This window comes from Tenacibaculum agarivorans (genome assembly GCF_001936575.1).
In the GTDB taxonomy this organism is placed as follows: domain Bacteria; phylum Bacteroidota; class Bacteroidia; order Flavobacteriales; family Flavobacteriaceae; genus Polaribacter; species Polaribacter agarivorans.
Genome location: NZ_MSMP01000010.1, coordinates 139,671 through 162,151, shown reverse-complemented (window position 1 = coordinate 162,151; position 22,481 = coordinate 139,671). Strand labels below are relative to the sequence as shown.

The 22,481-nt window shown below is 29.4% G+C and carries 17 protein-coding genes; 8 read left to right on the top strand and 9 right to left on the bottom strand.

The genetic code is table 11. The features are described from left to right. Positions 1 to 268: 268 nt before the first annotated feature. The 6 genes from BVC87_RS09745 to BVC87_RS09720 all read right to left on the bottom strand — a co-directional run bounded on the left by BVC87_RS09745 (position 269) and on the right by BVC87_RS09720 (position 6,328). On the bottom strand, positions 269 to 1,426 hold the full coding sequence (locus BVC87_RS09745; RefSeq protein ID WP_075342181.1) for an acyl-CoA dehydrogenase family protein: 1,158 nt from the start codon (positions 1,424 to 1,426) through the stop codon (positions 269 to 271). 41 nt (positions 1,427 to 1,467) lie between these two features. Next, entirely contained in the window at positions 1,468 to 2,352 is an 885-nt protein-coding gene (locus tag BVC87_RS09740) for a ComEA family DNA-binding protein (protein ID WP_075342180.1), read from the bottom strand. Between the two features lie 21 nt (positions 2,353 to 2,373). Continuing rightward, entirely contained in the window at positions 2,374 to 3,963 is a 1,590-nt protein-coding gene (locus BVC87_RS09735; RefSeq protein ID WP_075342208.1) for an alanine/glycine:cation symporter family protein, read from the bottom strand. A 151-nt stretch (positions 3,964 to 4,114) separates the two neighbouring features. After that, complete coding sequence (locus BVC87_RS09730; RefSeq protein ID WP_075342179.1) at positions 4,115 to 5,119, bottom strand: potassium channel family protein; 1,005 nt, start codon at positions 5,117 to 5,119, stop codon at positions 4,115 to 4,117. Then, positions 5,116 to 5,337 (bottom strand): PspC family transcriptional regulator, encoded by a 222-nt coding sequence (locus BVC87_RS09725; protein WP_075342178.1) that lies wholly within the window; start codon positions 5,335 to 5,337, stop codon positions 5,116 to 5,118. Before BVC87_RS09725 ends, BVC87_RS09730 begins: the two co-directional genes overlap by 4 nt. A 16-nt stretch (positions 5,338 to 5,353) precedes the next feature. Next, a complete protein-coding gene (locus BVC87_RS09720) occupies positions 5,354 to 6,328 on the bottom strand; it encodes a hypothetical protein (RefSeq protein ID WP_075342177.1) in 975 nt (324 codons plus the stop codon). An 89-nt stretch (positions 6,329 to 6,417) separates the two neighbouring features. Here BVC87_RS09720 and uvrA point away from each other — a divergent pair, with 89 nt between their 5' ends. Beyond that, positions 6,418 to 9,237, top strand: a complete 2,820-nt coding sequence (uvrA, locus tag BVC87_RS09715; protein ID WP_075342207.1) for an excinuclease ABC subunit UvrA — start codon at positions 6,418 to 6,420, stop codon at positions 9,235 to 9,237. A 131-nt stretch (positions 9,238 to 9,368) separates the two neighbouring features. Here the strand turns inward: uvrA and BVC87_RS09710 are convergent, their stop codons facing one another. Further along, positions 9,369 to 10,157: a tetratricopeptide repeat protein gene (locus BVC87_RS09710; RefSeq protein WP_075342176.1), complete on the bottom strand. Its 789-nt coding sequence runs from the start codon at positions 10,155 to 10,157 to the stop codon at positions 9,369 to 9,371. Then, positions 10,154 to 10,714 carry an RNA polymerase sigma factor gene (locus BVC87_RS09705; protein ID WP_075342175.1) on the bottom strand — a complete coding sequence of 187 codons (561 nt, stop codon included), beginning with the start codon at positions 10,712 to 10,714 and terminating at the stop codon, positions 10,154 to 10,156. Before BVC87_RS09705 ends, BVC87_RS09710 begins: the two co-directional genes overlap by 4 nt. A 99-nt stretch (positions 10,715 to 10,813) precedes the next feature. Here BVC87_RS09705 and BVC87_RS09700 point away from each other — a divergent pair, with 99 nt between their 5' ends. The 7 genes from BVC87_RS09700 (at position 10,814) to BVC87_RS09670 (ending at position 21,487) form a co-directional block, all read left to right on the top strand. Then, the gene (locus tag BVC87_RS09700; protein ID WP_075342174.1) at positions 10,814 to 11,326 is read left to right on the top strand and encodes a hypothetical protein; all 513 of its coding nucleotides are present in this window, start codon (positions 10,814 to 10,816) and stop codon (positions 11,324 to 11,326) included. 145 nt (positions 11,327 to 11,471) lie between these two features. Further along, on the top strand, positions 11,472 to 11,975 hold the full coding sequence (locus tag BVC87_RS09695) for a hypothetical protein (RefSeq protein WP_143569753.1): 504 nt from the start codon (positions 11,472 to 11,474) through the stop codon (positions 11,973 to 11,975). Positions 11,976 to 12,018: 43 nt separating this feature from the next. Then, positions 12,019 to 14,661: a CHAT domain-containing protein gene (locus tag BVC87_RS09690; RefSeq protein ID WP_075342172.1), complete on the top strand. Its 2,643-nt coding sequence runs from the start codon at positions 12,019 to 12,021 to the stop codon at positions 14,659 to 14,661. Positions 14,662 to 14,785: 124 nt separating this feature from the next. Further along, on the top strand, positions 14,786 to 14,980 hold the full coding sequence (locus BVC87_RS09685; protein ID WP_075342171.1) for a hypothetical protein: 195 nt from the start codon (positions 14,786 to 14,788) through the stop codon (positions 14,978 to 14,980). Between the two features lie 303 nt (positions 14,981 to 15,283). After that, positions 15,284 to 15,991, top strand: a complete 708-nt coding sequence (locus tag BVC87_RS09680) for an LOG family protein (RefSeq protein WP_075342170.1) — start codon at positions 15,284 to 15,286, stop codon at positions 15,989 to 15,991. Positions 15,992 to 16,095: 104 nt separating this feature from the next. Further along, positions 16,096 to 18,918, top strand: a complete 2,823-nt coding sequence (locus tag BVC87_RS09675) for a gluzincin family metallopeptidase (RefSeq protein ID WP_083629377.1) — start codon at positions 16,096 to 16,098, stop codon at positions 18,916 to 18,918. Positions 18,919 to 19,033: 115 nt separating this feature from the next. Then, positions 19,034 to 21,487, top strand: a complete 2,454-nt coding sequence (locus BVC87_RS09670) for an alpha-ketoacid dehydrogenase subunit alpha/beta (RefSeq protein WP_075342169.1) — start codon at positions 19,034 to 19,036, stop codon at positions 21,485 to 21,487. 94 nt (positions 21,488 to 21,581) lie between these two features. Here the strand turns inward: BVC87_RS09670 and BVC87_RS09665 are convergent, their stop codons facing one another. Next, on the bottom strand, positions 21,582 to 22,340 hold the full coding sequence (locus BVC87_RS09665) for an SH3 domain-containing protein (protein WP_075342168.1): 759 nt from the start codon (positions 22,338 to 22,340) through the stop codon (positions 21,582 to 21,584). Positions 22,341 to 22,481: the final 141 nt, after the last annotated feature.

The window sequence follows — 22,481 nt, the reverse complement described above, 5'->3', positions numbered from 1 at the left end:
TATTTGTTTTTTTCAATTTATTTAATGAAATCCACATAACGAAATCGATATAGAAACGAAATCGATTTCGTGTTAATAAATTAAACTATTCCTATAATTTCATACCTCAAAAAGAGTTAAACTCAAAATTAGAAGCAAAAAAAAAGAGAATACTTAAAAGTATCCTCTTTTCAATTATATTATCTAAATAGTAGATTAATATTATTTTGTGCTTTTTTATCGATAACCATTTTGGCGATGCGAAAAACGCATTTTCGCAAAATGGTATTTACGTAGCTGGCTTATATTCTTTTTTATCGATAACCATTTTTGCGATAATCTCTTTTAAGATTTCAGAGGTACCACCTCCTATCGGACCTAATCTACTATCTCTAAACATTCTGGCTAAAGGATAATCTTCCATATAACCATATCCTCCTAACAATTGTAAAGCATCATAAATTACTTCATCAGCTATTTTAGTTGATAATAATTTACTCATACTAGCTTCTTTAACAGCATATGTTCCATTGTTCAATTTATTAGTAATTGAATAGTTATATTCTTTACACATATCCACTTTAGAAGCGATTTCAGCAACTTTGTGCCTTAATGCCTGGAATTCACTTATCTTTTTCCCGAAAGCATCTCTTTCTTTCATATAATCAACAACATATTCCTGGGCATATTCTGCTCTTGCATGCGCATTAACTCCCATGATTAATCTTTCTAAAGCAAAATGTTGCATGATGTAAGAGAAACCTTTTCCCTCTTCTCCCATTAAGTTTTCTTTAGGAATTATCACATTATCAAAAGCTATTTCTCCAGTATCAGAGGCTCTCCATCCTAACTTATTTAATTTTGTTGCAGAAACTCCTTTAACATCTCTGTCTACAACAAAAATGCTCATTCCGTTATATTTATCTTCAGGATTTGTTTTAGCTGCTACTATTAAATAATCAGAATACACTCCATTTGTAATAAATGTTTTTGACCCATTTAACACATAGTTATCTCCATCTTTAACTGCAGTGGTTCTCATACCTGCAACGTCGCTTCCTCCAAAAGGTTCCGTAATACATAGACATCCTATCTTTTTACCTTCTATACTTGGTGTTAAATATTCTGTTTTTATTCTATGATCACCTTCTTTTTTTAAGTGAGTCATAGCTAGATATGCATGTGCCCACATTGCAGCAGCAAAACCTCCAGAATTTATTCTTTGTAGCTCTTCAAGAAAAATTACGGTGTAAAATAAATCTAAATCTAATCCGCCATATTCTTCTGGTTGGTATAGACCAAAATATCCCATCTCTCCAAACTTTTCCCAAATAAATCGATCAATTGTACCGGTTTCCTCCCATTTCTCAATATAAGGAACTACTTCTTTTTGTAAAAAGTCTCTAAAACTTTTACGAAATGATTCGTGTTCTTCAGTAAAATACATACTGTAATTTTGTTTTAATTTAAGTTGTTTGTTTTGTTTGTTTATTCTGCCTTCAAATATAAGATTATTCTATCGTATTTGTTTTGAGGGAATTCTTTAATATTTCTTAATTCTTTTATACTTTGAAGCTCAGCAACTTCATCTCTGTAATCAAAAATTTTCTTACAAAGCTCATAATCAATATAAGGAAGGTGTAGTATTTGCTTAAAATTTGCGGTATTAACGTTAATTTTATCTATTTTAGGTTTACTTTGAATTGAAAAGATTTCTAGAATGTTTTCAACCATTACTTCATCTATCCCCCACACCTCTTGAAGTTGATTCTCAAATGTAAATCCTTTTAATTTAGAACGGTACTTAATAATTCTATTAGAAATTACTTCTCCAACACCATTTACTACCATAAAATCTTCTCGGGTAGCCATATTAATATCTGTGGTTGATGCCTCTCTTTTTTCAGATTTTAATGAAAAAACACTATCAAAATTAGCAGATTTTATTTGCTTTTTCTTTTTAACCCAATCAGGAAACTTAAAATATGGTGAAATAATTTTTAATAGACTATCTGATACCTTAGTGACTTTTTGAAACTCCTTAGCAGAATTCACATACTTATTATGACTTCTAAATTTATGTAATCTATCAATTTCTTCTGTTGATAATCCTAGTTTATATCCTTTATAGTCTGTGATAAAATTAGGGTTAAAAGGAAACAATTTTGTTTTCTTTGTTTTTTCTAGCGATTTTAAGCTATCTATCTCTGACTGAAATGCTATTACCTCTTTGGTTTCTAAATCAAGTTCTATATTAGGCCTAGTATTTATATAGTAATAAATAACTTGTAGAATTATAATGACAGCTATTAAAACAAAAATCCCATTTCGTTGGCTTTTTGTATACCAGAAATGGGATTTGAAATATTTCATTTTTTATTATTAATCTAGGAATTACCCTTTAATAGCATCTAAATATCTTTTCAACTGCTTCTTAACTACAGGCATTAAGAAATACAAACCTACCATATTAGGGAATACCATTGCAAAAATCATTGCATCTGAAAATGCCCAAATAGATCCCATACTAGCAGCTGCTCCAATAATTACAAATGTTAAGAATAACAATTTATACGTTAAATCTGCTTTTTTACCTCTACCAAATAAGAATTTCCATGATTGTAATCCATAGTAAGACCAAGAAATCATTGTAGAAACAGCGAATAATACTACTGCAATAGTTAAGAATACATTTGAATAAGGAATATATTGTGCAAAAGCTCTAGCTGTGATTCCAGCTCCTTCATAAGCTACTCCATCAATTAAAACAGCCCCTGTTCCGTCTCCACCATATTGAAAAACACCTCCAGTGTTAAAAATAATTATTACTAAAGCAGTCATAGTACAGATCACAACTGTATCAATAAACGGCTCTAATAAAGCTACTAAACCTTCAGATGCAGAATACTTAGTTTTTACAGCTGAGTGTGCTATTGAAGCCGAACCAGCTCCTGCTTCGTTTGAAAACGCTGCTCTTTGGAATCCTACCAATAAGACACCTATTACTCCACCAACACCAATGGCTTTTGGATTAAAAGCTTGACTAAAAATAAGTCCAAATGCGTCATCAACTAAAGAAACGTTACTAAGAATAATATAGAGACATGCTAAGATATAAAGTACTGCCATAAATGGCACTACCTTCTCTGTTACAGTTGCTATACGCTTAATCCCTCCAATAATTATTATACCTACTAAAACAGCTAATACAACTCCTATAATCGCCCCAGCTCCTGTGCTATCTAATCCTAATAATTCTTTAATTACTATAGTTGCTTGGTTTGATTGTGCTGCATTTCCTCCACCAAAAGATCCTCCAATACAGAATATAGCAAACAACACTGCTGTTATTTTACCTAACATTTCAAAACCTTTGTCTTTTAAACCTTTAGATAGGTAATACATTGGTCCTCCATATACAGTCCCTTCTTCATCTACATCACGATATTGTACTCCTAGTGTACATTCAACAAACTTTGTAGACATTCCTAAAAGACCACAAACAATCATCCAAAATGTTGCACCTGGACCTCCTAAAGCAATTGCTAAGGCAACTCCTGCTATATTTCCGTTACCTACAGTACCTGATACCGCTGTTGCTAATGCTTGGAAGTGAGTTACCTCTCCTTCTTTACTTTCATCTCTAATTGTTTCAATAGCATCTCCACCTGGAGTAACATCTCCATATGCTTCTTCCACTACTGCTTTATCAACATCATCGTATTTCCCTCTAACTACATTAATTGCAGTTAAGAAATGTCTAATATTTGGAAATCCGAAATAAATAGTAAAAAATGCGGCACTGAATACTAATAATATTAAAACAAAAGGTGTGTCACCTATTGGAGAAAAGAAAATTACAGCATTAAAAAAATCAGAAATTGGTTTGAAGGCTTCATCTATCTTTTGATCCAAACCTTTTTCTTGGGCAAAAGTTAGCATTGGTACTATAGTAAATAGTAACGCTAGTAGTCTTTTATTCATCATGTATATATAATAATTTAGTTGAATTAGTGGGGCGCAATATCATAAAAAACTAAAATTTTAACAAGTTTTTCGAGTTAAAACTATTTTTAAAGTTAGTTTTCTCTTAATTATTTGCATATCTTTTTTTGTATTTTTCTTATAAAATAGTTTAAAACAATTCCCTTAATTTCATTATTTGTTCAGGTCTTCCTAATACTATTAAATTACCACCTGCGGTAAGTTGTAAAGAAGCTTCAGGATTTATAATATATTCTTTTTCATTTGTTTTAAAACCAATTACTGTACAACCTGTTTTTTTTCTGAGATCAAGATCTAAAATAGTTTTGTTAATATACTCTTCAGGTAAACTATCAATAGCTACTTCTTCTAAATTAGCAGTTGTATCTCCTTCTATAGTTAATCGGTCTACAAACTCTATCACATCAGGTGTTACCACTAAAGAAGCCATATGTGCACCTCCTAATTTATCTGGCATAATTACATTATCTGCTCCAGCAATTTTTAATTTACTATAAGAACTCTCTTGTGAAGCTCTACTAATAATTCTGCACTCTTTATTTAATTGACGGGCAGTTAACACTACAAACAAATTATCTGCATCTGAAGGTAAAGCTGTAATTAAGTTTTCTGCTTTTTGTATTCCTGCCTTTAACAGTATTTCATCTGTTGTAGCATCTCCTTCGATATTTAAAATTCTATTCCCGTCTAAATGTTGAATTAGCTCTTTATCTTTTTCTATAATTACCACATCTCTTCTAAAATCTGTGAGTTTTGTTAATGCTTGTTTTCCATTTCTTCCGTAACCACAAACAATAGTATGTCCTTGTAATTGTTCTATTTTTTTTTGCACTTTTTTAATTTTAAGTTGTTCAAATAACTCACCACTTATCAAATATTCTGAAAAAGAAGATACCGCGTATCCGAAAGTAAATAAACTAGAAATAATTAAAAAGATTGTAAATACTTTTTCTTCTGATGAAAAAGGATGCACTTCTCCAAAACCAACAGTAGCTATCGTGATTACTGTCATATATAACGCATCTATAAACGAGTAATCAAATAGTAATAAGTATCCTAACAAACCTAATAAAAAAATTAGTGTTGTTAAGAAGAGTGCTTTATGTAAACGTGATCTAAAAATCAACTTTATCATAAGTCAAAAACTGAAGTTCTTTTGGTATAAATTTTATCTTTTAATTTCAACAAAAAAGCAAAAACTAAGTATAAACCAAATGATAAACCAACAGTGACAAACGAAAAGTAAATGAAAAATAATCGAACATTTACCACTCTCATTCCTAATCGGTCTGCGAACCTAGAGGATACATCAAAACCATAACGCTCAAAAAAATGCCTGATTGATTTTACCATTTCTATTTTGAATTTATTATTTGCGCTTAAAAGTATTAAATAATTCCTTAAACGTATTTTTATAATATTGTACTTCTTTCTTAGTTAAAATATCAGATCTGTAGTTAGCTTGTAAAGCATAATAAGTATCCCCTCTAAAAACTATTGCGGTACTACAAACTTGGATGATATTCCCTTTTTTATCTCTCTTATAATATTCCAACTCATACCCTTCTAAACCATCAATCTGTATAGGATTAATATCAACAGGAGTATCTGATTTTACTTTACTATTACTATAAGATAAACTAAAAACTCTTTTATCTATTTTTTTATATTGAGTTAGATTACTACTATCAATATAATCATGCTTAATTGTTACATGAATCTTAGTAGAAGATAATTTTTTCTCTTTACCATCTCCTTTATATGTTAGTTTATTCGCCCAATATCCTGACCTCTTTAAACCAAACTTCTCCACATCAACGTTTCCTCCTACTCTATCAGAAAAAACAATTTTCTTTTGAGGTGTAAATACAACTGATAACATACTTTTTTGGATCTCTTTCTCAACTTCATCTTTTATTGAGATCCTATAATCTCCAACAATAGTTAAAAGCGTCTTTTCATCAAAATCTACATATAAAATTTTCTTTTGTTTTTTAATGCCAGGATATTCTTCACTTTCATAACTAACCCATATCGCATCTTTTGTATTGAATTTAAAACGATCTATTTTTACATTCTCTCCAAATTGCTCAAAATTTTTAACTGAAATTCTTTTTTTAAACGAATTATGAACTGTTAGCATTTCTATATAAGCTACATCTCTACTTTCTTTTACGAACCCAGAAACTAAGGGCTCCATTTGAAATCCTTTAGGAGGAATCATACTAAATTTTGTTGCTAAAACAGGTACATGCTCAGAAGTAAGTTCACTTTTGATATGAGCTGGTATTTGTGCATAAAAATTAAAAGTTATTAGTAGACTTAAAATTATAATTATTTTCATAATTACTTTTTAGCTAAAATACAAATTCATTATAGATGTTGATTAATGGATTCTATTTAATAATTTTGTTCTTTTGCAAAATAGATACTTTGAAAGAACAAGAATTCATTGAAGTTTATGGAGCTAGAGCTCATAATCTTAAAAATATAGATGTAAAAATTCCTCGCGAAAAACTAGTAGTCATTACTGGACTAAGTGGAAGTGGTAAATCTTCATTAGCTTTTGATACTATTTATGCGGAAGGACAACGTAGATATATTGAAACGTTTTCTGCATATGCACGACAATTCTTAGGAGGATTAGAACGACCAGATGTTGATAAAATTGATGGTTTATCTCCTGTTATTTCCATAGAGCAAAAAACGACCAACAAAAGTCCACGCTCAACTGTAGGAACAATTACTGAAATTTATGATTTCTTACGCCTTTTATTTTCCAGAGCATCTGATGCCTATTCTTACAATACTGGTGAGAAAATGATTAGCTATTCAGATGAGCAAATAAAGGAACTTATTTTAAAAGATTTTTCTGATAAACGAGTAGCTATTCTTGCTCCCTTAATTAAATCTAGAAAAGGTCACTATCGAGAATTATTTGAACAAATATCTAAACAAGGATTTGTTAGAGTTCGTGTTGATGGTGAAATTAGGGAAATTGAAAAAGGCATGAAACTAGATCGATATAAAACGCACGATATTGAAGTAGTTATTGATCGATTAGTTGTAAATTCTGAAGCTGAAAAACGCTTAGAAGAAACGATAAAAACGGCTTTATATACTGGTGATAATATTTTAATGGTTATTGATGTTGATGATGTAAAACCAAGGTATTTTAGTAGAGAACTGATGTGCCCTACAACAGGAATAGCCTATCCAAACCCTGAACCAAATACTTTTTCTTTTAATTCTCCTAAAGGAGCTTGTGAACATTGTAACGGTTTAGGTATTACTAATGAAGTTAACTTAAAAAAAGTAATTCCAGACGGAAAAGTATCTATAAAAAATGGAGGAATTATACCACTGGGAGAACAAAAAAATAGTTGGATTTTTAAACAATTACAGACCATAGCAGAACGCTATAAGTTTAAATTAACTGATCCTATTGACTCCATTCCTAAAGAAGCTCTTGATGTAATTTTAAATGGAGGTAAAGAGACTTTTAAAATTCAATCTAAAACTGCTGGTGTTACCAGAAATTATGAAATTGATTTTGAAGGTATTATTTCATTTATTACTAATCAATATAAAAATTCTGATAGTACTTCGATTAAAAGATGGGCTAAAGGTTTCATGGATGAAATCAAATGCTCTCATTGTGAAGGTAAACGACTTAAGAAAGAAGCTTTACATTTTAAAGTTGCAGACAAGAACATTAGTGATCTTGCACAAATGGATGTAAAAGAATTGGCTTCTTGGTTTTCAGATATTGAAAGTAAATTAAATACAAAACAGCTTCAAATTGCTTCTGAGATCATCAAAGAAATTAGAACTAGAATTCAGTTTTTATTAGATGTTGGATTGGATTATTTAACCTTAGACAGAACTTCTAAATCATTATCTGGAGGTGAAGCGCAACGTATACGCTTAGCTACTCAAATTGGTTCTCAGTTAGTTGGTGTTTTGTACATTTTAGACGAACCTAGTATTGGTTTGCATCAAAGAGATAATCAAAAGTTGATAGATTCTTTATTAAAACTAAGAGATGTTGGGAACTCTGTTCTTGTTGTTGAACACGATGAGGATATGATTAAAAATGCAGATTATGTTTTAGATATTGGTCCAGGTGCTGGAAGACATGGTGGTGAAATTGTAAGTCGAGGAACTTTTGACGATTTAAAACAACACGCTACTCTTACAGCGGATTATTTATCCAAAAGAAAAACCATTGAAGTTCCAAAACAGAGAAGAAAGGGAAATGGTAACTCTATAAAATTATCTGGGGCAACAGGTAATAATTTGAAAAATGTTACTGTTGAATTTCCTTTAGGAAAAATGATTTGTGTTACTGGTGTTTCTGGTAGTGGAAAATCTACTCTAATCAATGAAACCTTGTACCCCATTTTAAATGCTCATATTTATCGTGGTGTAAAAGAACCTATGCCATATAAAAGTATTAAGGGCTTAGAACACATTGATAAGGTAATTGATATAGATCAATCTCCAATTGGTAGAACTCCACGTTCTAACCCTGCTACATATACAGGTGTTTTTGGAGAAATTAGAAGTTTATTTTCTAAAACTCCTGAAGCATCTATACGTGGTTATAAACCCGGACGTTTTAGTTTTAATGTAAAAGGGGGACGCTGTGAAACTTGTCAAGGTGGTGGTGTTAGAGTAATTGAAATGAACTTTTTACCTGATGTACATGTAGAGTGTGAAACCTGTCAGGGAAAGAGATTCAATAGAGAAACTTTAGAAATCCGTTATAAAGGAAAATCAATTTCTGATGTTTTAGAAATGACCATTAATCAAGCGGTAGATTTCTTTGAGCACATTCCTAAAATATATAGAAAGCTTAAAACAATACAAGATGTTGGACTAGGATATATTACACTTGGACAACAATCCACAACCCTGTCTGGAGGTGAAGCCCAACGCATTAAATTAGCTTCTGAGCTTTCCAAAAGAGATACAGGAAACACTTTTTATATTCTAGATGAACCTACAACAGGATTACATTTTGAAGATATTAGAGTATTAATGGAGGTTTTAAACAAGTTAGCTGATAAAGGGAATACAGTATTAATTATTGAACATAACCTTGATGTTATAAAACTTGCCGACCACATAATAGATGTAGGAATGGAAGGTGGTAAAGGAGGTGGACAAATTTTAGTTACTGGAACTCCTGAAAAAGTTGCGAAACATAAATCAAGTTATACTGCTAAGTTTTTAAAAAAGGAGTTATAACCTATTGTAAAAATTATAAATTTCCATAAGTCTTACCTAAGTTAGCTTAGCACTATGACTTCTATTAATTTTTACGTCGTTTGTATTTCAGATGGCGTTTTTTATTCCACCACTATTATTAACACATTAACCTATAATTCTTTTAATATTTTTTTTGCCTTTTTATGATTATAGAAAGTATTATCTACAGTTTTTTTTAATTCCTCTTTTGCTTCTTTTATTTTCTTAGATTTTAGGTATAGTAAACTTTTATACCAATATCCTTTTTCTGCATCTATTAATTCACTTTTTATTAAGGTATCTAATACAGATTCAGCTGCATCAAACTCGTTTAGTTCAATGTGAGCAATAGCCTTATATAAATATACATTACTGTTCTCTTTTTCTTTACTAAGAACTTCATCTAAAAGAGTAATAACTTCTTTATATTTTTTCTCTTTAAATAAATTTTCTGCTTTAATTAGTAAGGTGTCTGTTTCTCCTCCCCTAGTAATAAATGAAGGTAGTTTCTGTAATTCAATGTTATTATTGTATATGGTATCTACATCTACTGGTGAATTTTGAAAAACGTTTAATGTTATTAGTATTAGTACAGCAGCAGCCAATCCTGAAATTAACGTAATAATCCTTATTTTACTCGTTTTATCTTTCTTCTTAGAAGCTTGTTTTATTACTTCTTTCAACGCTTTGATTTCTTCACTCTCAAAAATTGTTTTGTATTCTTCAATTTCTGATGCATTAGTATTCTCAACTGTACTCCACGAATCTTCGTTTAAAGACTCAAAAAGTTGCTTTTCAAATATAAAATGCTTTTTGAAATTATCATCTGTATCAATCCTCTCTAAAAAAAACTGTTTTTCTTCTTCAGAAAGTTGATCTCTCAAAAATTGTTCAATTAAAATATCGTCTTCTATATTCATAATTCTCGTAATGAATTATATCTTTCATCTTTTTTTATAAGCTCTGTAAGCTTCTTCTTACATTTAAAAACACGTTGCCTTACAACTGTTTCAGAATTATATTCTGTACTCTCAACTATTTCTGCATAAGAAATTTTAGCAAAAAACATTGATAAGATATTTTTACAATTATCTGATATTTCATTCAGTTTTTCTAAAAACAATTCGTGTCTTTTTTGTTCTATAATTGCACTAGCATTATCTCTAGCTTCACTTACCTGTTCTACTATTTCGTTATTTGTTACCCTTGTTTTACGATTATTTAATTCTCTTCTCCATAAATTTTTACAAACTGTAAATAAATAGGCGTCAAAACTACTCTTAATTACAATTCCTTCTTTTCTATGACGAACAGCTATTTGAAGCAATGCTTTTTGAAAAATATCTTCTGCATCTTCCATCCCTCCTTTATTCTGAAGAATAAATCGTTTGACTTGAGAAAAATTAATTTTGTAAATTCTTGAAATTACTTTAGAATCTCCTTTTTCAAGAGCATTTAAGTAAAAGCTACTATCCATTTTATCTAATTCTTAAGCAAAAATAAAATTTTTATACTTTTGCGTGGGTAACATTTTTAAGTTTTACATACTTAATAGGGGAACATAAAATTATACAAAATGAAAAAATTATTTTTACTAGTGTTATTAGCACTAGTATTCACAATTGGTTGCGAAAAAAATGAAGAAGTTGTAATTGAAGAAGAAATAAAAATTGAAGCTAAAGAGACACCTAAACTCTTAAATCTTAAACAAAAAACAAAAAGAACTACCAACAATGAGTATTCTACTCATGTAGTTTTATTATATCCTGAGGGTTTAACAGCTATTGAAAGACAAAATAGAAGAAACTTATTAGCTAGTCGATTAGGCGTAACTATTACTTCAATAGAGTTTTGTCATGCAAATGTTGATGCTGAGACTGTAGAATTTAGAAATCTAATCGTATTTAATCGAACTGATGGTGCTGGAGTTAATGATCCTGTAGAAGGTGACGTTCCTCCTTATGTAGTAACTATAAATTTAGAAGATTTAGATAGTCTTGCAAGATCATCTGGATTATTAGCTGCTTCTAATGTTCAAACTTGTGAAACTATAAGAGCTTTAATGTATCTTGGAGATATTAGAAACTAATTCTTAACCGATTTTTATATTAGCTCTCTTTTATATGGGAGCTAATTTTTAATATTTAAACAATTGTGTTTTATTCAAAGATACCTATGATTAAAAAACCTAGTATATCAATAAGTATCTAAAAAAACTTTAAATTATTTAATAAATGAAAAAACTTTTTTTGATAATGCTACTTGTATTTACGTGTACAATTAGTTGTGAAAAAAATGAAGAAATTGTAGAAGAAGAACTAATAGTTGAAACAGATAAATCTTCTAAAATTTTAAACCAAAAAACAAAAACAAAGACTAAGATTAATTATTACACTTCTTCTTATGTAGTACTACTATACCCTCAAGGTTTAACGTCTGCAGAAAAACGAAGTAGAAGAAATACAGTAGCATCCATACTTGGTGTAACAATTGGTTCAATTGAAGCTTGTAATTCAAATGTAGATGCTGAAACAGTTGAGTTTAGAAATCTAATAGTGATTCCACGAACCGATGGGGCTGGAATTAATGACCCTGTAGAAGGTAAACCTGGATTAGTAGTAGTTTATGATGATCAATTAGATGACTTTGCTAGAGCCTCAGGTTTATTAGCTGCATCAAGTGTTCAAAACTGTGAAACTATAAGAGATTTAATGTACCTTGGAGATATTAGAGACTAAAATTTTAAAACGATTCACTATTTTTATACTAGCTCTCTATTCTATGGGAGCTAGTTCTCAATATTCTTATAAACAAATTGTTGCATCTGGAAAAACTATCAATTTCAACGAGCAAAAAATTGACAGTATACTTTCTCTATTTCCTAAAAAAGATTCAATATATGCTGAAGTTGCGCATAATTTTTCTTTCTACTTATATAAACATAAAAAAAGATATGATTTAGCAATCAAATACGGAATACAGGAAGTTAACATACTTAATAATCTAGAAATATTTAATAATAAATACACCAATGCTTTATACAATTTAGGACGTTTTTATTACGAAAACGGAGATTATAACACCTCTATCGCCTATTATGAAAAAGCAATAAATACAAATGTATTTCCTTTAAAAATTGCACAATCGTATTGTCAAACAGGTGAATGTTATTTCAGAAAAGGAGATTTTTACAAATCCATAGATTACTACCTAAAAGGGTTACCTATTCTTGAGAAAGTTGCACCTAAAGTTGCTATTGTTGCTCAATATTGTAGACTATCCGATAATTGTAATAAAATGGATTCTGACTATGCAACAACCCTTGGTTTAAAATACTTAAAAAAGGGAGATAGTATAATTAAACAAAATCCTGAAAAGATTCATAGTTCATTTGTATACGCTGTTAATAACGGACTAGCTAATCTATACGCACTAAAACATCAATACAACTTTAATAAAGCTAGATATTATTATAAAAAGAACCTCAAAAAAGCATTAGCCAAAAATGACTCAATTACATTAAGTTATACTTTTCTAAATATCGGTGAGTTGTATTTAAATAAAAAAAATGATAGTTGTCTCTATTTTTTAAGACAAAGTCTCTCTTATGATTCTATAAACAAAATCAACCAAAAAGAGACACACAGAAATATTGCTCGCTATTTTAATGTTAAAAAGAAATTTGAAAAGGCATTAGAACATGTAGACAAATCAATAGCTTTAAATTTAAAATTACACAAAAATCAAACTTTACAAGATCTTGATGAATATCAAATTATAAATTCAAGGGATAAACGATCTACAATTAGCGCTTTACAATTAAAAAGTAGAATTTTATTGAATGCATACAACCAAACAAAAAACATTGATTTTTTACAAGAAATTCTAAAAAACATTGATTTTGCTAATAGATATATTTCTGTAGTATTAAAATCAAATATAGAAATCAACACTCAATTTTTATGGAGAGAAGAAATCTCTGAGATTTTTAGTGTAGGAATTTTAGCAGCTTATTACTTAAATGATGATGATGCTATCTTTAGATATTCTGAAAATAATAAAGCTTTTTTACTAACACAAAGCATTAAAAAAAACAACGAAACTCTAAACCTTCCTAAGCATATTGTTAAAAATGATATTGACTTCAGAAAAAAAATTCATGAACTAGAGAACAAAACAAACATCAACTCTAATAAACTTAAAAACGAACTATTTTCACTAAAAGTTTCCTATGAGAAATTCCAAGATTCTATAAAAAAATTATACCCTAATTCTTTTTTAAAGAAAAATAATATTGAGGCTATAACACTCCAAGAAACCAAAAAAGAATTGGATCAACACGCCATTATTACATCATATCATATGGATGTTGAACACACAAATACTCTTATTGGTTTATTAATTTCCAATCAAAATAGTTATTCTTTTAAAATAGATTTAACTCCTGAGTTTACTAAAACCTTAAATAATTATAAAAAACTTATCAGCAAACCTTTAACACAAAAAAAGGAATTACAACAGTTTTCTAAAACCTCTAATAAATTATATCATTATTTATTTCCGACTGATGAGATTAGAACTCTCATCAAAAACAAAGATTTGATAATTATTACTGAGGGCATTTTACAAAACATTCCTTTTGAATCTCTCAATATTAAATCTGATAGTTTAGGATATTTGGTAGAAGATCATAACATTAGTTATGCATACTCAGCTTCGTTTCTTAATTTTAATCAAAATATTAAGCGAAAAATTTCTAAAGAACTTATCGCTTTTGCTCCAATACACTTTTCTAATAAGAACTTACAGTCTTTAACTTCTTCAGAACAAGAACTAAATCAAATAAATTCTAACTTAAAAGCTGATCTTTTTACAAATAAAAACGCTACCAAATACAACTTTTTAAACCATAGTAACAATTATAAAATTATCCACTTAGCTACTCATGCTAAATCTTCGAATACACCTGAAGTTTATTTTGCTAAAGACACATTGAAGCTTCATGAATTATATACCCATAAAACAAATGCTGACTTGGTGGTATTAAGTGCTTGTGAAACTAATTTAGGAGAACTTAAAAAAGGAGAAGGGATTTTAAATATGGCTAGAGGTTTTTTCTACTCTGGTGCGAACTCAGTTATCTCTTCTTTATGGAATGTAAATGATAGCTCTACAACTTATTTAATGCAGGAATTTTATAAATACTTAAATAAAGGAGTATCTAAAACCGAAGCTATAAGTATTGCAAAACGTGAATACTTAAAAACACATTCCTTATCTGAAAAATCACCTTATTACTGGGCTTCTTTCATTCTAATTGGAGACACCTCTCCTACTTTTTCTAACACAAAATATTTACCCTATTTAGTAGCTTTTATAAGCTTATTTCTAATTACATTATTTTTTTATAAGAAAAGAGGGTAACAACTGTTCATTTTCTGCACTATAAAGTAATTACACTATAATTTTTAGCTAAAAATAGACATAAACTATGAGTGTCTTAAAATGTTCAAGGAGCTAATTAATTATTTTAAAATTTCAGATTATTATGAAAAAATCAATTTTAAGTTTAGGAAAAACATTAAACAAAAATGAACAACAAAACGTTTTTGGAGGAAGTTTACCTGCGGAATTCACTCGTGAATGTGACACTAACACACATCCTGGATGTAATTGTTTCTATCGTTATGGATGGGATGAGGATACTGGTAAATATGGAAAGATTAAAGAATGCTATTATTAATAAATTAAGTAAACTTTTTATATCTATATTTAGATAATATTTATGGGATCGCCTAGAAAGTAATTTTTAGGCGATTTTTTATTTTTCTTCAATTAATAAGGTAACAAATTACAAAAGTATGAACATAAAGTTAGATTCTTTATTTCGTTTTTCGGGGAAATTAATATGAAAAGTAAAATATGAAGGGGAAAATTTTTCTTTTAAACATAAAGAAGAAACTGCGGTTTCTTCTTTATTTGTTTCTATAATAACTTTTAATCTAAAAAAAGCACTAAATTAGCAAGTCCTAAAAAAAGAAGAAAAATGACAAACGACGATAGAAAAATCCGTGAAAAACTACAACAAAAAACATGGAATGAAATAAAAACCAATGATTCTTGGGCTATATTTAAAATTATGTCTGAGTTTGTAGATGGTTATGAAAGATTAAGCCGTATAGGACCTTGTGTATCTATATTTGGATCAGCAAGAACTAAACCCGATCATAAATACTACAAATTAGCTGAGGAAGTAGCTTTTCAACTTACACAAAGTGGGTTCGGAGTAATTACTGGTGGTGGACCTGGAATTATGGAAGCTGGTAATAAAGGAGCAAATAGAGGGAAAGGAACTTCTGTAGGTTTAAATATTGAACTTCCTTTTGAACAACATGATAACCCATGGATTGATCCTGGAAAAAGTTTAGACTTTGATTACTTTTTTGTTCGTAAGGTAATGTTTGTAAAATATTCTCAAGGTTTTGTAGTGATGCCTGGAGGTTTTGGTACTATGGATGAACTTTTTGAAGCCATTACTTTAATCCAAACACATAAAATTGGACGCTTTCCTATTGTTTTAGTTGGAAAAAAATTCTGGAGTGGATTATTAGACTGGATTCAAAACACGCTTCTTGAAGAAGGTAATATCAGTCCTGGTGATTTAAAATTATTTAGAGTAGTTGATACAGCTGAAGAGGCAGTTGAACACTTTAATAAATTCTATGCTAAATATCAGTTAAAACCAAACTTCTAATTATAATGTGTAATTAACACTTTTTGGGCTTTGCTTTAACAAAATAAACTCTATATTGAACTCGTTGTTTAAACAGCGAGTTTTTATTTTTTATCCCTTATTATTTGATTTTAAAAAAGTCCACATACCTATTCATTTTACTAGTTTCTTATGTAATATTAGCACAAGAAAACGCTATAAAAATAAAAGCAAGTTTAGATACTATTTCACATACAATTCATATTGAGCAAAGTATAATATATCATAATACCTCTCAAAAAACACTACAAGAAATATATCTTCACAATTGGGGTAATAGTTTTAAAGACAAAGAAACTCCTTTAGGTAAAAGATTGATTAAAGATTATAAAAAAGATTTTTACTTTTCTAAAAAAAGTGATAGAGGATTCTCAAAAATAACTTCACTTCTAACCAATAACAAAGAAGTTGATTACCAAGAAGTAAAAAATCATGATGATATTATTGAAATTCAATTAAACAAAGCTTTACTTCCTAAAGATAGTATAGAAATAAAAGCGAGCTACACCGTAAAAATTCCTAAAGCTAGATATACTGGATATGGAAGAACCAAAGATGGATATCATTTACGTTTTTGGTACCTCACTCCTGCTGTTTTTAATACAGAATGGCAACTTATGAGTAACTTAAACATGGATGATCTTTATGAAAACATTGCTAATTATGTACTAGAAATTACTATTCCCGAAAAACTATATTTAGAAAGTAATTTATATCAATATCAAACACAAAAAGAAGATTACAAAAGTTATTACTTAGTTGGAAAAAGAAAAAAAGATATTATTCTAAGCATTAGCAAAAGAGAAAAATTCACCATATTTAAAACTAAAAACTCCCAAATAAAAACAGATCTTTTTGACAAAAGAATAGAATTAAAAACTGCAAATTCAATTGTAAATAAACAAATTGATTTTATAGAAAATTTTACAGGCTCACACCCACATACTGAAATTTTAGTTGATGGAAATACTGTAAATAAAAACTCATTACGAGACATTTATGGTATTCCAAATTGGTTAAGGCCTTATCCTGAAAACTTCAAGTGGGAAGTTCGTTTTTTTAAAGCATTAACCGAAAAATATATTGATGATGTATTATTACTAAACAAACGTAAAGATTACTGGTTATGTGATGGTATCCAAACTTTTTTGATGATGGAGTATATCAATACTTACTATCCTGACATCACTGTATTTGGACGATTCTCTAAAATTTGGGGATTTAAGGATTATAATTTTGCTAAACTGAAGCAAAACGATAAATATGCCTTTTTCTATCAATTTAGTGCTCGTAGATTTTTTGACCAAGCCTTAACGACAAGAGCAGATTCTTTATCAAATTTCAATAGAAAAGTAGTTAGTCCTTATAAAGCTGGGCTAGGTTTTAAATATTTAAAAGATTTCATTGGTGAAGATGTACTAAAAAAATCATTCCAAGATTACTATAAAAACCATAGATTAAAAATCACCAATTCTGATGTATTTAAGAAGATTATTGAACATAATACGGTTAAAGATTTAAGTTGGTTTTTTGGAGATTATATCAATACAACTGAAAAAATTGACTACAAAATCAAAAAAGTAAAACCTAATAAAACAAAAGACTCACTATTAGTTACCATAAAAAATAAAAGAAAAATTGCTGCTCCTGTTTCACTATATGCAATAAATAATAAAAGAATACAATTAAAAAAATGGGTAACTGGAGTTGATAGCATTAAAACTATAGCCATTAAAAATGGCGAATATGATAAATTAGCTTTAAACTATGAACAAATTTATCCTGAATACAACTCTCTAAATAATTATAAGAAACCTAGTAATGCTATTGTAAGTAAACCTATTCAGTTTCGTTTTCTAACCGATATTGAAGATCCCAATTACAATCAAGTATTCTTTAATCCGAATGTAAGGTTTAATCTTTACGATGGTATGATCTTAGGAGTCAATTTTAACAATAGAGCAGTTATTCGTCATAATTTTGATTTTAGCTTAACTCCAAACTATGCTTTTAGAAGTGAAAATTTAACAGGATCTTTTTCTTTTGGGTATGATCATTTTTTCGAGAAGTCTAAAATTTATAAAATACGCTACGGAGTTAGTGGAAGTAACTTCCATTATGCTCCAGAGTTAAGCTATAATACATTTGTCCCTTTTGTAAATATTCAGTTCAGAAGAAATACGTTAAGAGATGTAGGTACCAAATCATTGACTACAAGAGTTATTTATGTAGATAGAGAGATTAATCCTGAAGATATTGAAGTAGAAGACGATAGATATAGTGTGTTAAACTTCAGATATATTTTTAGTAAACCAGATGTAATTAGAAGATTTCAATATGCAATAAATGCAGAATTTGGAGACAATTTTAGTAAGTTCTCTACTGATATTCGTTACTTAAAATTCTTTGACCAACAACGTAGTTTTAACCTTCGTTTATTCGGAGGATTCTTTCTCTGGAATAATTCAGAAGGTGATTTTTTCAGCTTTGGTTTAAATAGAAGTCCAGATTATTTATTTGAACAAAACTTGTTTGGTAGATCAGAAAACTCAGGATTATTTAGCCAACAATTTATTATTTCAGATGCAGGTTTTAAATCATTCTTCCCTAATGAATCTCCTTTTGCAAATCAAGCAATTTTAGCAGCCAACACAAGTATCAGTATGTGGAAATGGGTTGAAATATATAATGATGCTGCTATGTTAAAAAGTAAAAATCAATACCCCCGATTTTTCTATGAAAATGGTATTCGTTTAAACTTTGTCCCTAATATTTTTGAATTATACTTCCCTATATATACAAATCAAGGTTTTGAAATCACTAAACCTGCATATCCAAACAAAATTCGTTTTATTGTAACTACAAGTTTGGATAGAATTTATAATTTTTTGCGCAGAGGAATATTATAGATATATCACTAAAACATCTATTATTTTGAATTTTTCATAATTTAACTCAAAAAAAAGCCGATTTTTTAATTTCATTTTAAAAAACTATCTTTGCAGTAATTCCAACTAATTATATATGAGCGTTAAAGTAGAAATTTCAAATTCAAAGGAAATATCATTCAAAGATTTTAAAGAAGAAGTTTTAAACGATTACAAAATAGCAAAATTAAGTCGAGAATGTAGTTTACTTGGAAGGCGAGAAGTTCTAACTGGGAAAGCAAAATTTGGAATTTTTGGTGATGGTAAAGAGGTTCCTCAGTTAGCTATGGCTAAAGCCTTTAAAAATGGAGATTTTAGATCTGGATACTACAGAGACCAAACTTTTATGATGGCTATTGGAGAGTTAACTGCCCAACAATTTTTTGCAGGTTTATATGCGCATACTGATATTGTACAAGAACCAATGTCTGCAGGAAGACAAATGGGTGGACACTTCGCAACACACTCTATTGATGAAAATGGGAATTGGAAAAACTTAACAGCACAAAAAAATTCTTCATCTGATATTTCTCCTACTGCAGGACAAATGCCTCGTTTATTAGGATTAGCTCAAGCTTCTAAAATTTACAGAAACAATGAAAATTTAGATCATTTCACAAATTTTTCAAATAAAGGGAATGAAGTTGCTTGGGGAACTATTGGTAATGCTAGTACAAGTGAGGGAATATTCTTTGAGACCATAAATGCTGCTGGTGTACTTCAAGTACCTATGGTAATGAGTGTTTGGGATGATGAATATGGTATTTCAGTACATGCAAAACATCAAACGACCAAAGAAAGTATCTCAGAAATTTTAAAAGGATTTCAAAGAGATAATGAAGCTAATGGTTATGAAATCTTTGTTGTTAATGGATGGGATTATGTTCAGCTTGTTGATGTATACAATAAAGCTTCTCAAATTGCAAGAGAACAACACATCCCTGTATTAATACATGTAAAAGAATTAACGCAACCTCAAGGACATTCTACTTCTGGATCTCACGAAAGATATAAGTCTAAAGAAAGATTACAATGGGAACAAGACTTTGATTGTATCACTAAAATGAGACAATGGATACTTGAGTTCGAATTAAATGACGAAACAGGAAATGTATTACGTTTTGTTGAAAGTGAGGAAGAGTTAAAAGTTATAGATAAGCAAATTAAAAAGGAAGTTAGTACCGCTAAACGTAATGCTTGGAATAATTTTCTTAATGAAATAAAATCAGAGCTAAATGCAGCAGCAACAATTTTAGATCAAGTAGCTGCTAAAAGCCAAAATGGTACATTCATAACGAAATACAAAAATGATCTTACAAGCATAGTAGAACCTATCCGTAAAGATATTTTAGTTGCTTGTCGAAAAAGTTTGCGATTACTTCGTGATGAAAATTCCCCTGAAAAAATAGCACTGCAAAATTTCATTAAAGAACGTATAGGTGATGCTTATGAAAAATACTCTACACATCTATTAAGTGAAACAGATAAAGCAGCTGTAAAAGTAAAAGAAGTAAAACCTAGTTACGATAGTGAAAAAAATATAGTGGATGCACGTATTATAATGCGTGATAATTTTGAAGCTATTTTACAAAAACACCCTGAAGTTTTAGTTTTTGGTGAAGATTCAGGATATATTGGTGATGTAAATCAAGGGTTAGAAGGACTTCAAGAAAAATTTGGTGAGCTTCGTGTTTCTGATACTGGTATTAGAGAAGCTACTATTTTAGGACAAGGAATTGGTTTAGCTCTAAGAGGTTTACGTCCTATTGCTGAAATACAATATTTAGATTATTTATTGTATGCATTACAAATTATGAGTGATGATTTAGCAACAGTACGTTATAGAACTTTTGGTAAACAAATTGCTCCTTTAATTATTCGTACCAGAGGACATCGATTAGAAGGTATTTGGCATGCTGGTTCTCCTATGGGAGGAATTATTAATAACATAAGAGGTATACATGTATTGGTACCTAGAAATATGACCAAAGCTGCAGGTTTTTATAATACTTTATTAGAAGGTGATGATCCTGCTTTAGTAATTGAATGTTTAAACGGTTATAGACTAAAAGAAGAGCGCCCTAACAACTTAGGAGATTTTAAAACTCCTATTGGGGAAATAGAAGTTATAAGAGAAGGTACAGATATTACTGTTGTTTCTTATGGTTCTACTTTAAGATTAGTTGAAGAAGCAGCAAGTGATTTAGCTCAAGTAAATATTAGTGTAGAAATTGTTGATGTACAAAGTTTACTACCATTTGATTTAAATCAAGATACTATAAAATCTGTTGCAAAAACTAATCGTTTGTTAATTGTTGATGAAGATGTACCTGGAGGTGCTTCTGCTTATTTACTACAAGAAATTGTTGAGAAGCAAAATGCGTATGTACATTTAGACAGCAAACCACACACATTAACTTCTAAAGCGCATAGACCTGCTTATGGTACTGATGGAGATTATTTCTCTAAACCTTCTGCAGAAGATATTTTTGAAAAGATTTATGATATTATGCACGAATCTAATCCTGTAAAATATAAAAGTTTATACTAAAAAAAGTGTGATCTTAATAAGATAAAAAATCCCGATGATTTCTCATTGGGATTTTTATTTATTTATAAAGTTGTATAAATTAGATTATTTCTATCTATTCATCAACTTTTACATCTTGTACATCTACTGGAACATTCTTTGCCTCATAGTCTCTAATTTTATCTTTGATTAAATCAATGAAACTAGATTCTGAAAAGTCTTGATTACCTACAATTTCTTGTAGTTCTTTAATTCTATCCGTCATAGATCCTTTAGTCATAGCAATACTAGCAAACTTTGCTGTTGCAATATCTACAGATTTATCTGAGATATTATTAGACTTTATCCAAACCTCTTCAATATACTTCCCTGTTGCTCTTTTTCCTTTTACTTGTACCCAGTCATCTTGAGTTGACATTACTGCAATAATATCCATAGGACTATATTTATTATCTGTTTTAGTTAATAAATCAGGTCTTTTATAAATACTAGCATCTTTGGTAATTACTCCTACTTTACCATTTACAGCTAAAAATGGAGATCTAGACCAACCTTCTTTTCCATCTATTAACTTTACTTTGTAATACTCTTTTTTAGAAACAGAATCTACATGAACTTCGCCTGTGCAGTATACTTTTTCTCCTAAACTCATAGAAGTTACCCAAGTTCCTTTTGATGATGGTGTTTCTCTAACAGAAAGCTTGTCTAATAAACAAATAGCATCCCCACTATTATCATCAGTATCAGATGAAGTGTTTTGTGTTTCAGTATCATTATTTGTTTCAACTGTAGTATTTTTTGAAGTTCCATTCTCAGTTTTACATCCAATTACTAACAAAGAAATTGAAACAACAGCAATAAATATTTTTCTCATTTTATTTGATTTTAATTACAAATATATAATTATAACTAATATTATCTTTTTTAAGTTATTGTAAAAATATTATTTAATCTATTTTCGCTAGTAATGAAACTATTTTAGTTTCTACTTTTTAAATACTCACAAATTTTATAC

Excerpts from the sequence above, each read along its gene's own strand:
- BVC87_RS09745 (WP_075342181.1), bottom strand. The coding sequence starts at position 1,426 with ATGTATTTTACTGAAGAACACGAATCATTTCGTAAAAGTTTTAGAGAC.
- BVC87_RS09740 (WP_075342180.1), bottom strand. The coding sequence starts at position 2,352 with ATGAAATATTTCAAATCCCATTTCTGGTATACAAAAAGCCAACGAAAT.
- BVC87_RS09735 (WP_075342208.1), bottom strand. The coding sequence starts at position 3,963 with ATGAATAAAAGACTACTAGCGTTACTATTTACTATAGTACCAATGCTA.
- BVC87_RS09730 (WP_075342179.1), bottom strand. The coding sequence starts at position 5,119 with ATGATAAAGTTGATTTTTAGATCACGTTTACATAAAGCACTCTTCTTA.
- BVC87_RS09725 (WP_075342178.1), bottom strand. The coding sequence starts at position 5,337 with ATGGTAAAATCAATCAGGCATTTTTTTGAGCGTTATGGTTTTGATGTA.
- BVC87_RS09720 (WP_075342177.1), bottom strand. The coding sequence starts at position 6,328 with ATGAAAATAATTATAATTTTAAGTCTACTAATAACTTTTAATTTTTAT.
- BVC87_RS09710 (WP_075342176.1), bottom strand. The coding sequence starts at position 10,157 with ATGAATATAGAAGACGATATTTTAATTGAACAATTTTTGAGAGATCAA.
- BVC87_RS09705 (WP_075342175.1), bottom strand. The coding sequence starts at position 10,714 with ATGGATAGTAGCTTTTACTTAAATGCTCTTGAAAAAGGAGATTCTAAA.
- BVC87_RS09700 (WP_075342174.1), top strand. The coding sequence starts at position 10,814 with ATGAAAAAATTATTTTTACTAGTGTTATTAGCACTAGTATTCACAATT.
- BVC87_RS09695 (WP_143569753.1), top strand. The coding sequence starts at position 11,472 with ATGAAAAAACTTTTTTTGATAATGCTACTTGTATTTACGTGTACAATT.
- BVC87_RS09690 (WP_075342172.1), top strand. The coding sequence starts at position 12,019 with ATGGGAGCTAGTTCTCAATATTCTTATAAACAAATTGTTGCATCTGGA.
- BVC87_RS09685 (WP_075342171.1), top strand. The coding sequence starts at position 14,786 with ATGAAAAAATCAATTTTAAGTTTAGGAAAAACATTAAACAAAAATGAA.
- BVC87_RS09680 (WP_075342170.1), top strand. The coding sequence starts at position 15,284 with ATGACAAACGACGATAGAAAAATCCGTGAAAAACTACAACAAAAAACA.
- BVC87_RS09670 (WP_075342169.1), top strand. The coding sequence starts at position 19,034 with ATGAGCGTTAAAGTAGAAATTTCAAATTCAAAGGAAATATCATTCAAA.
- BVC87_RS09665 (WP_075342168.1), bottom strand. The coding sequence starts at position 22,340 with ATGAGAAAAATATTTATTGCTGTTGTTTCAATTTCTTTGTTAGTAATT.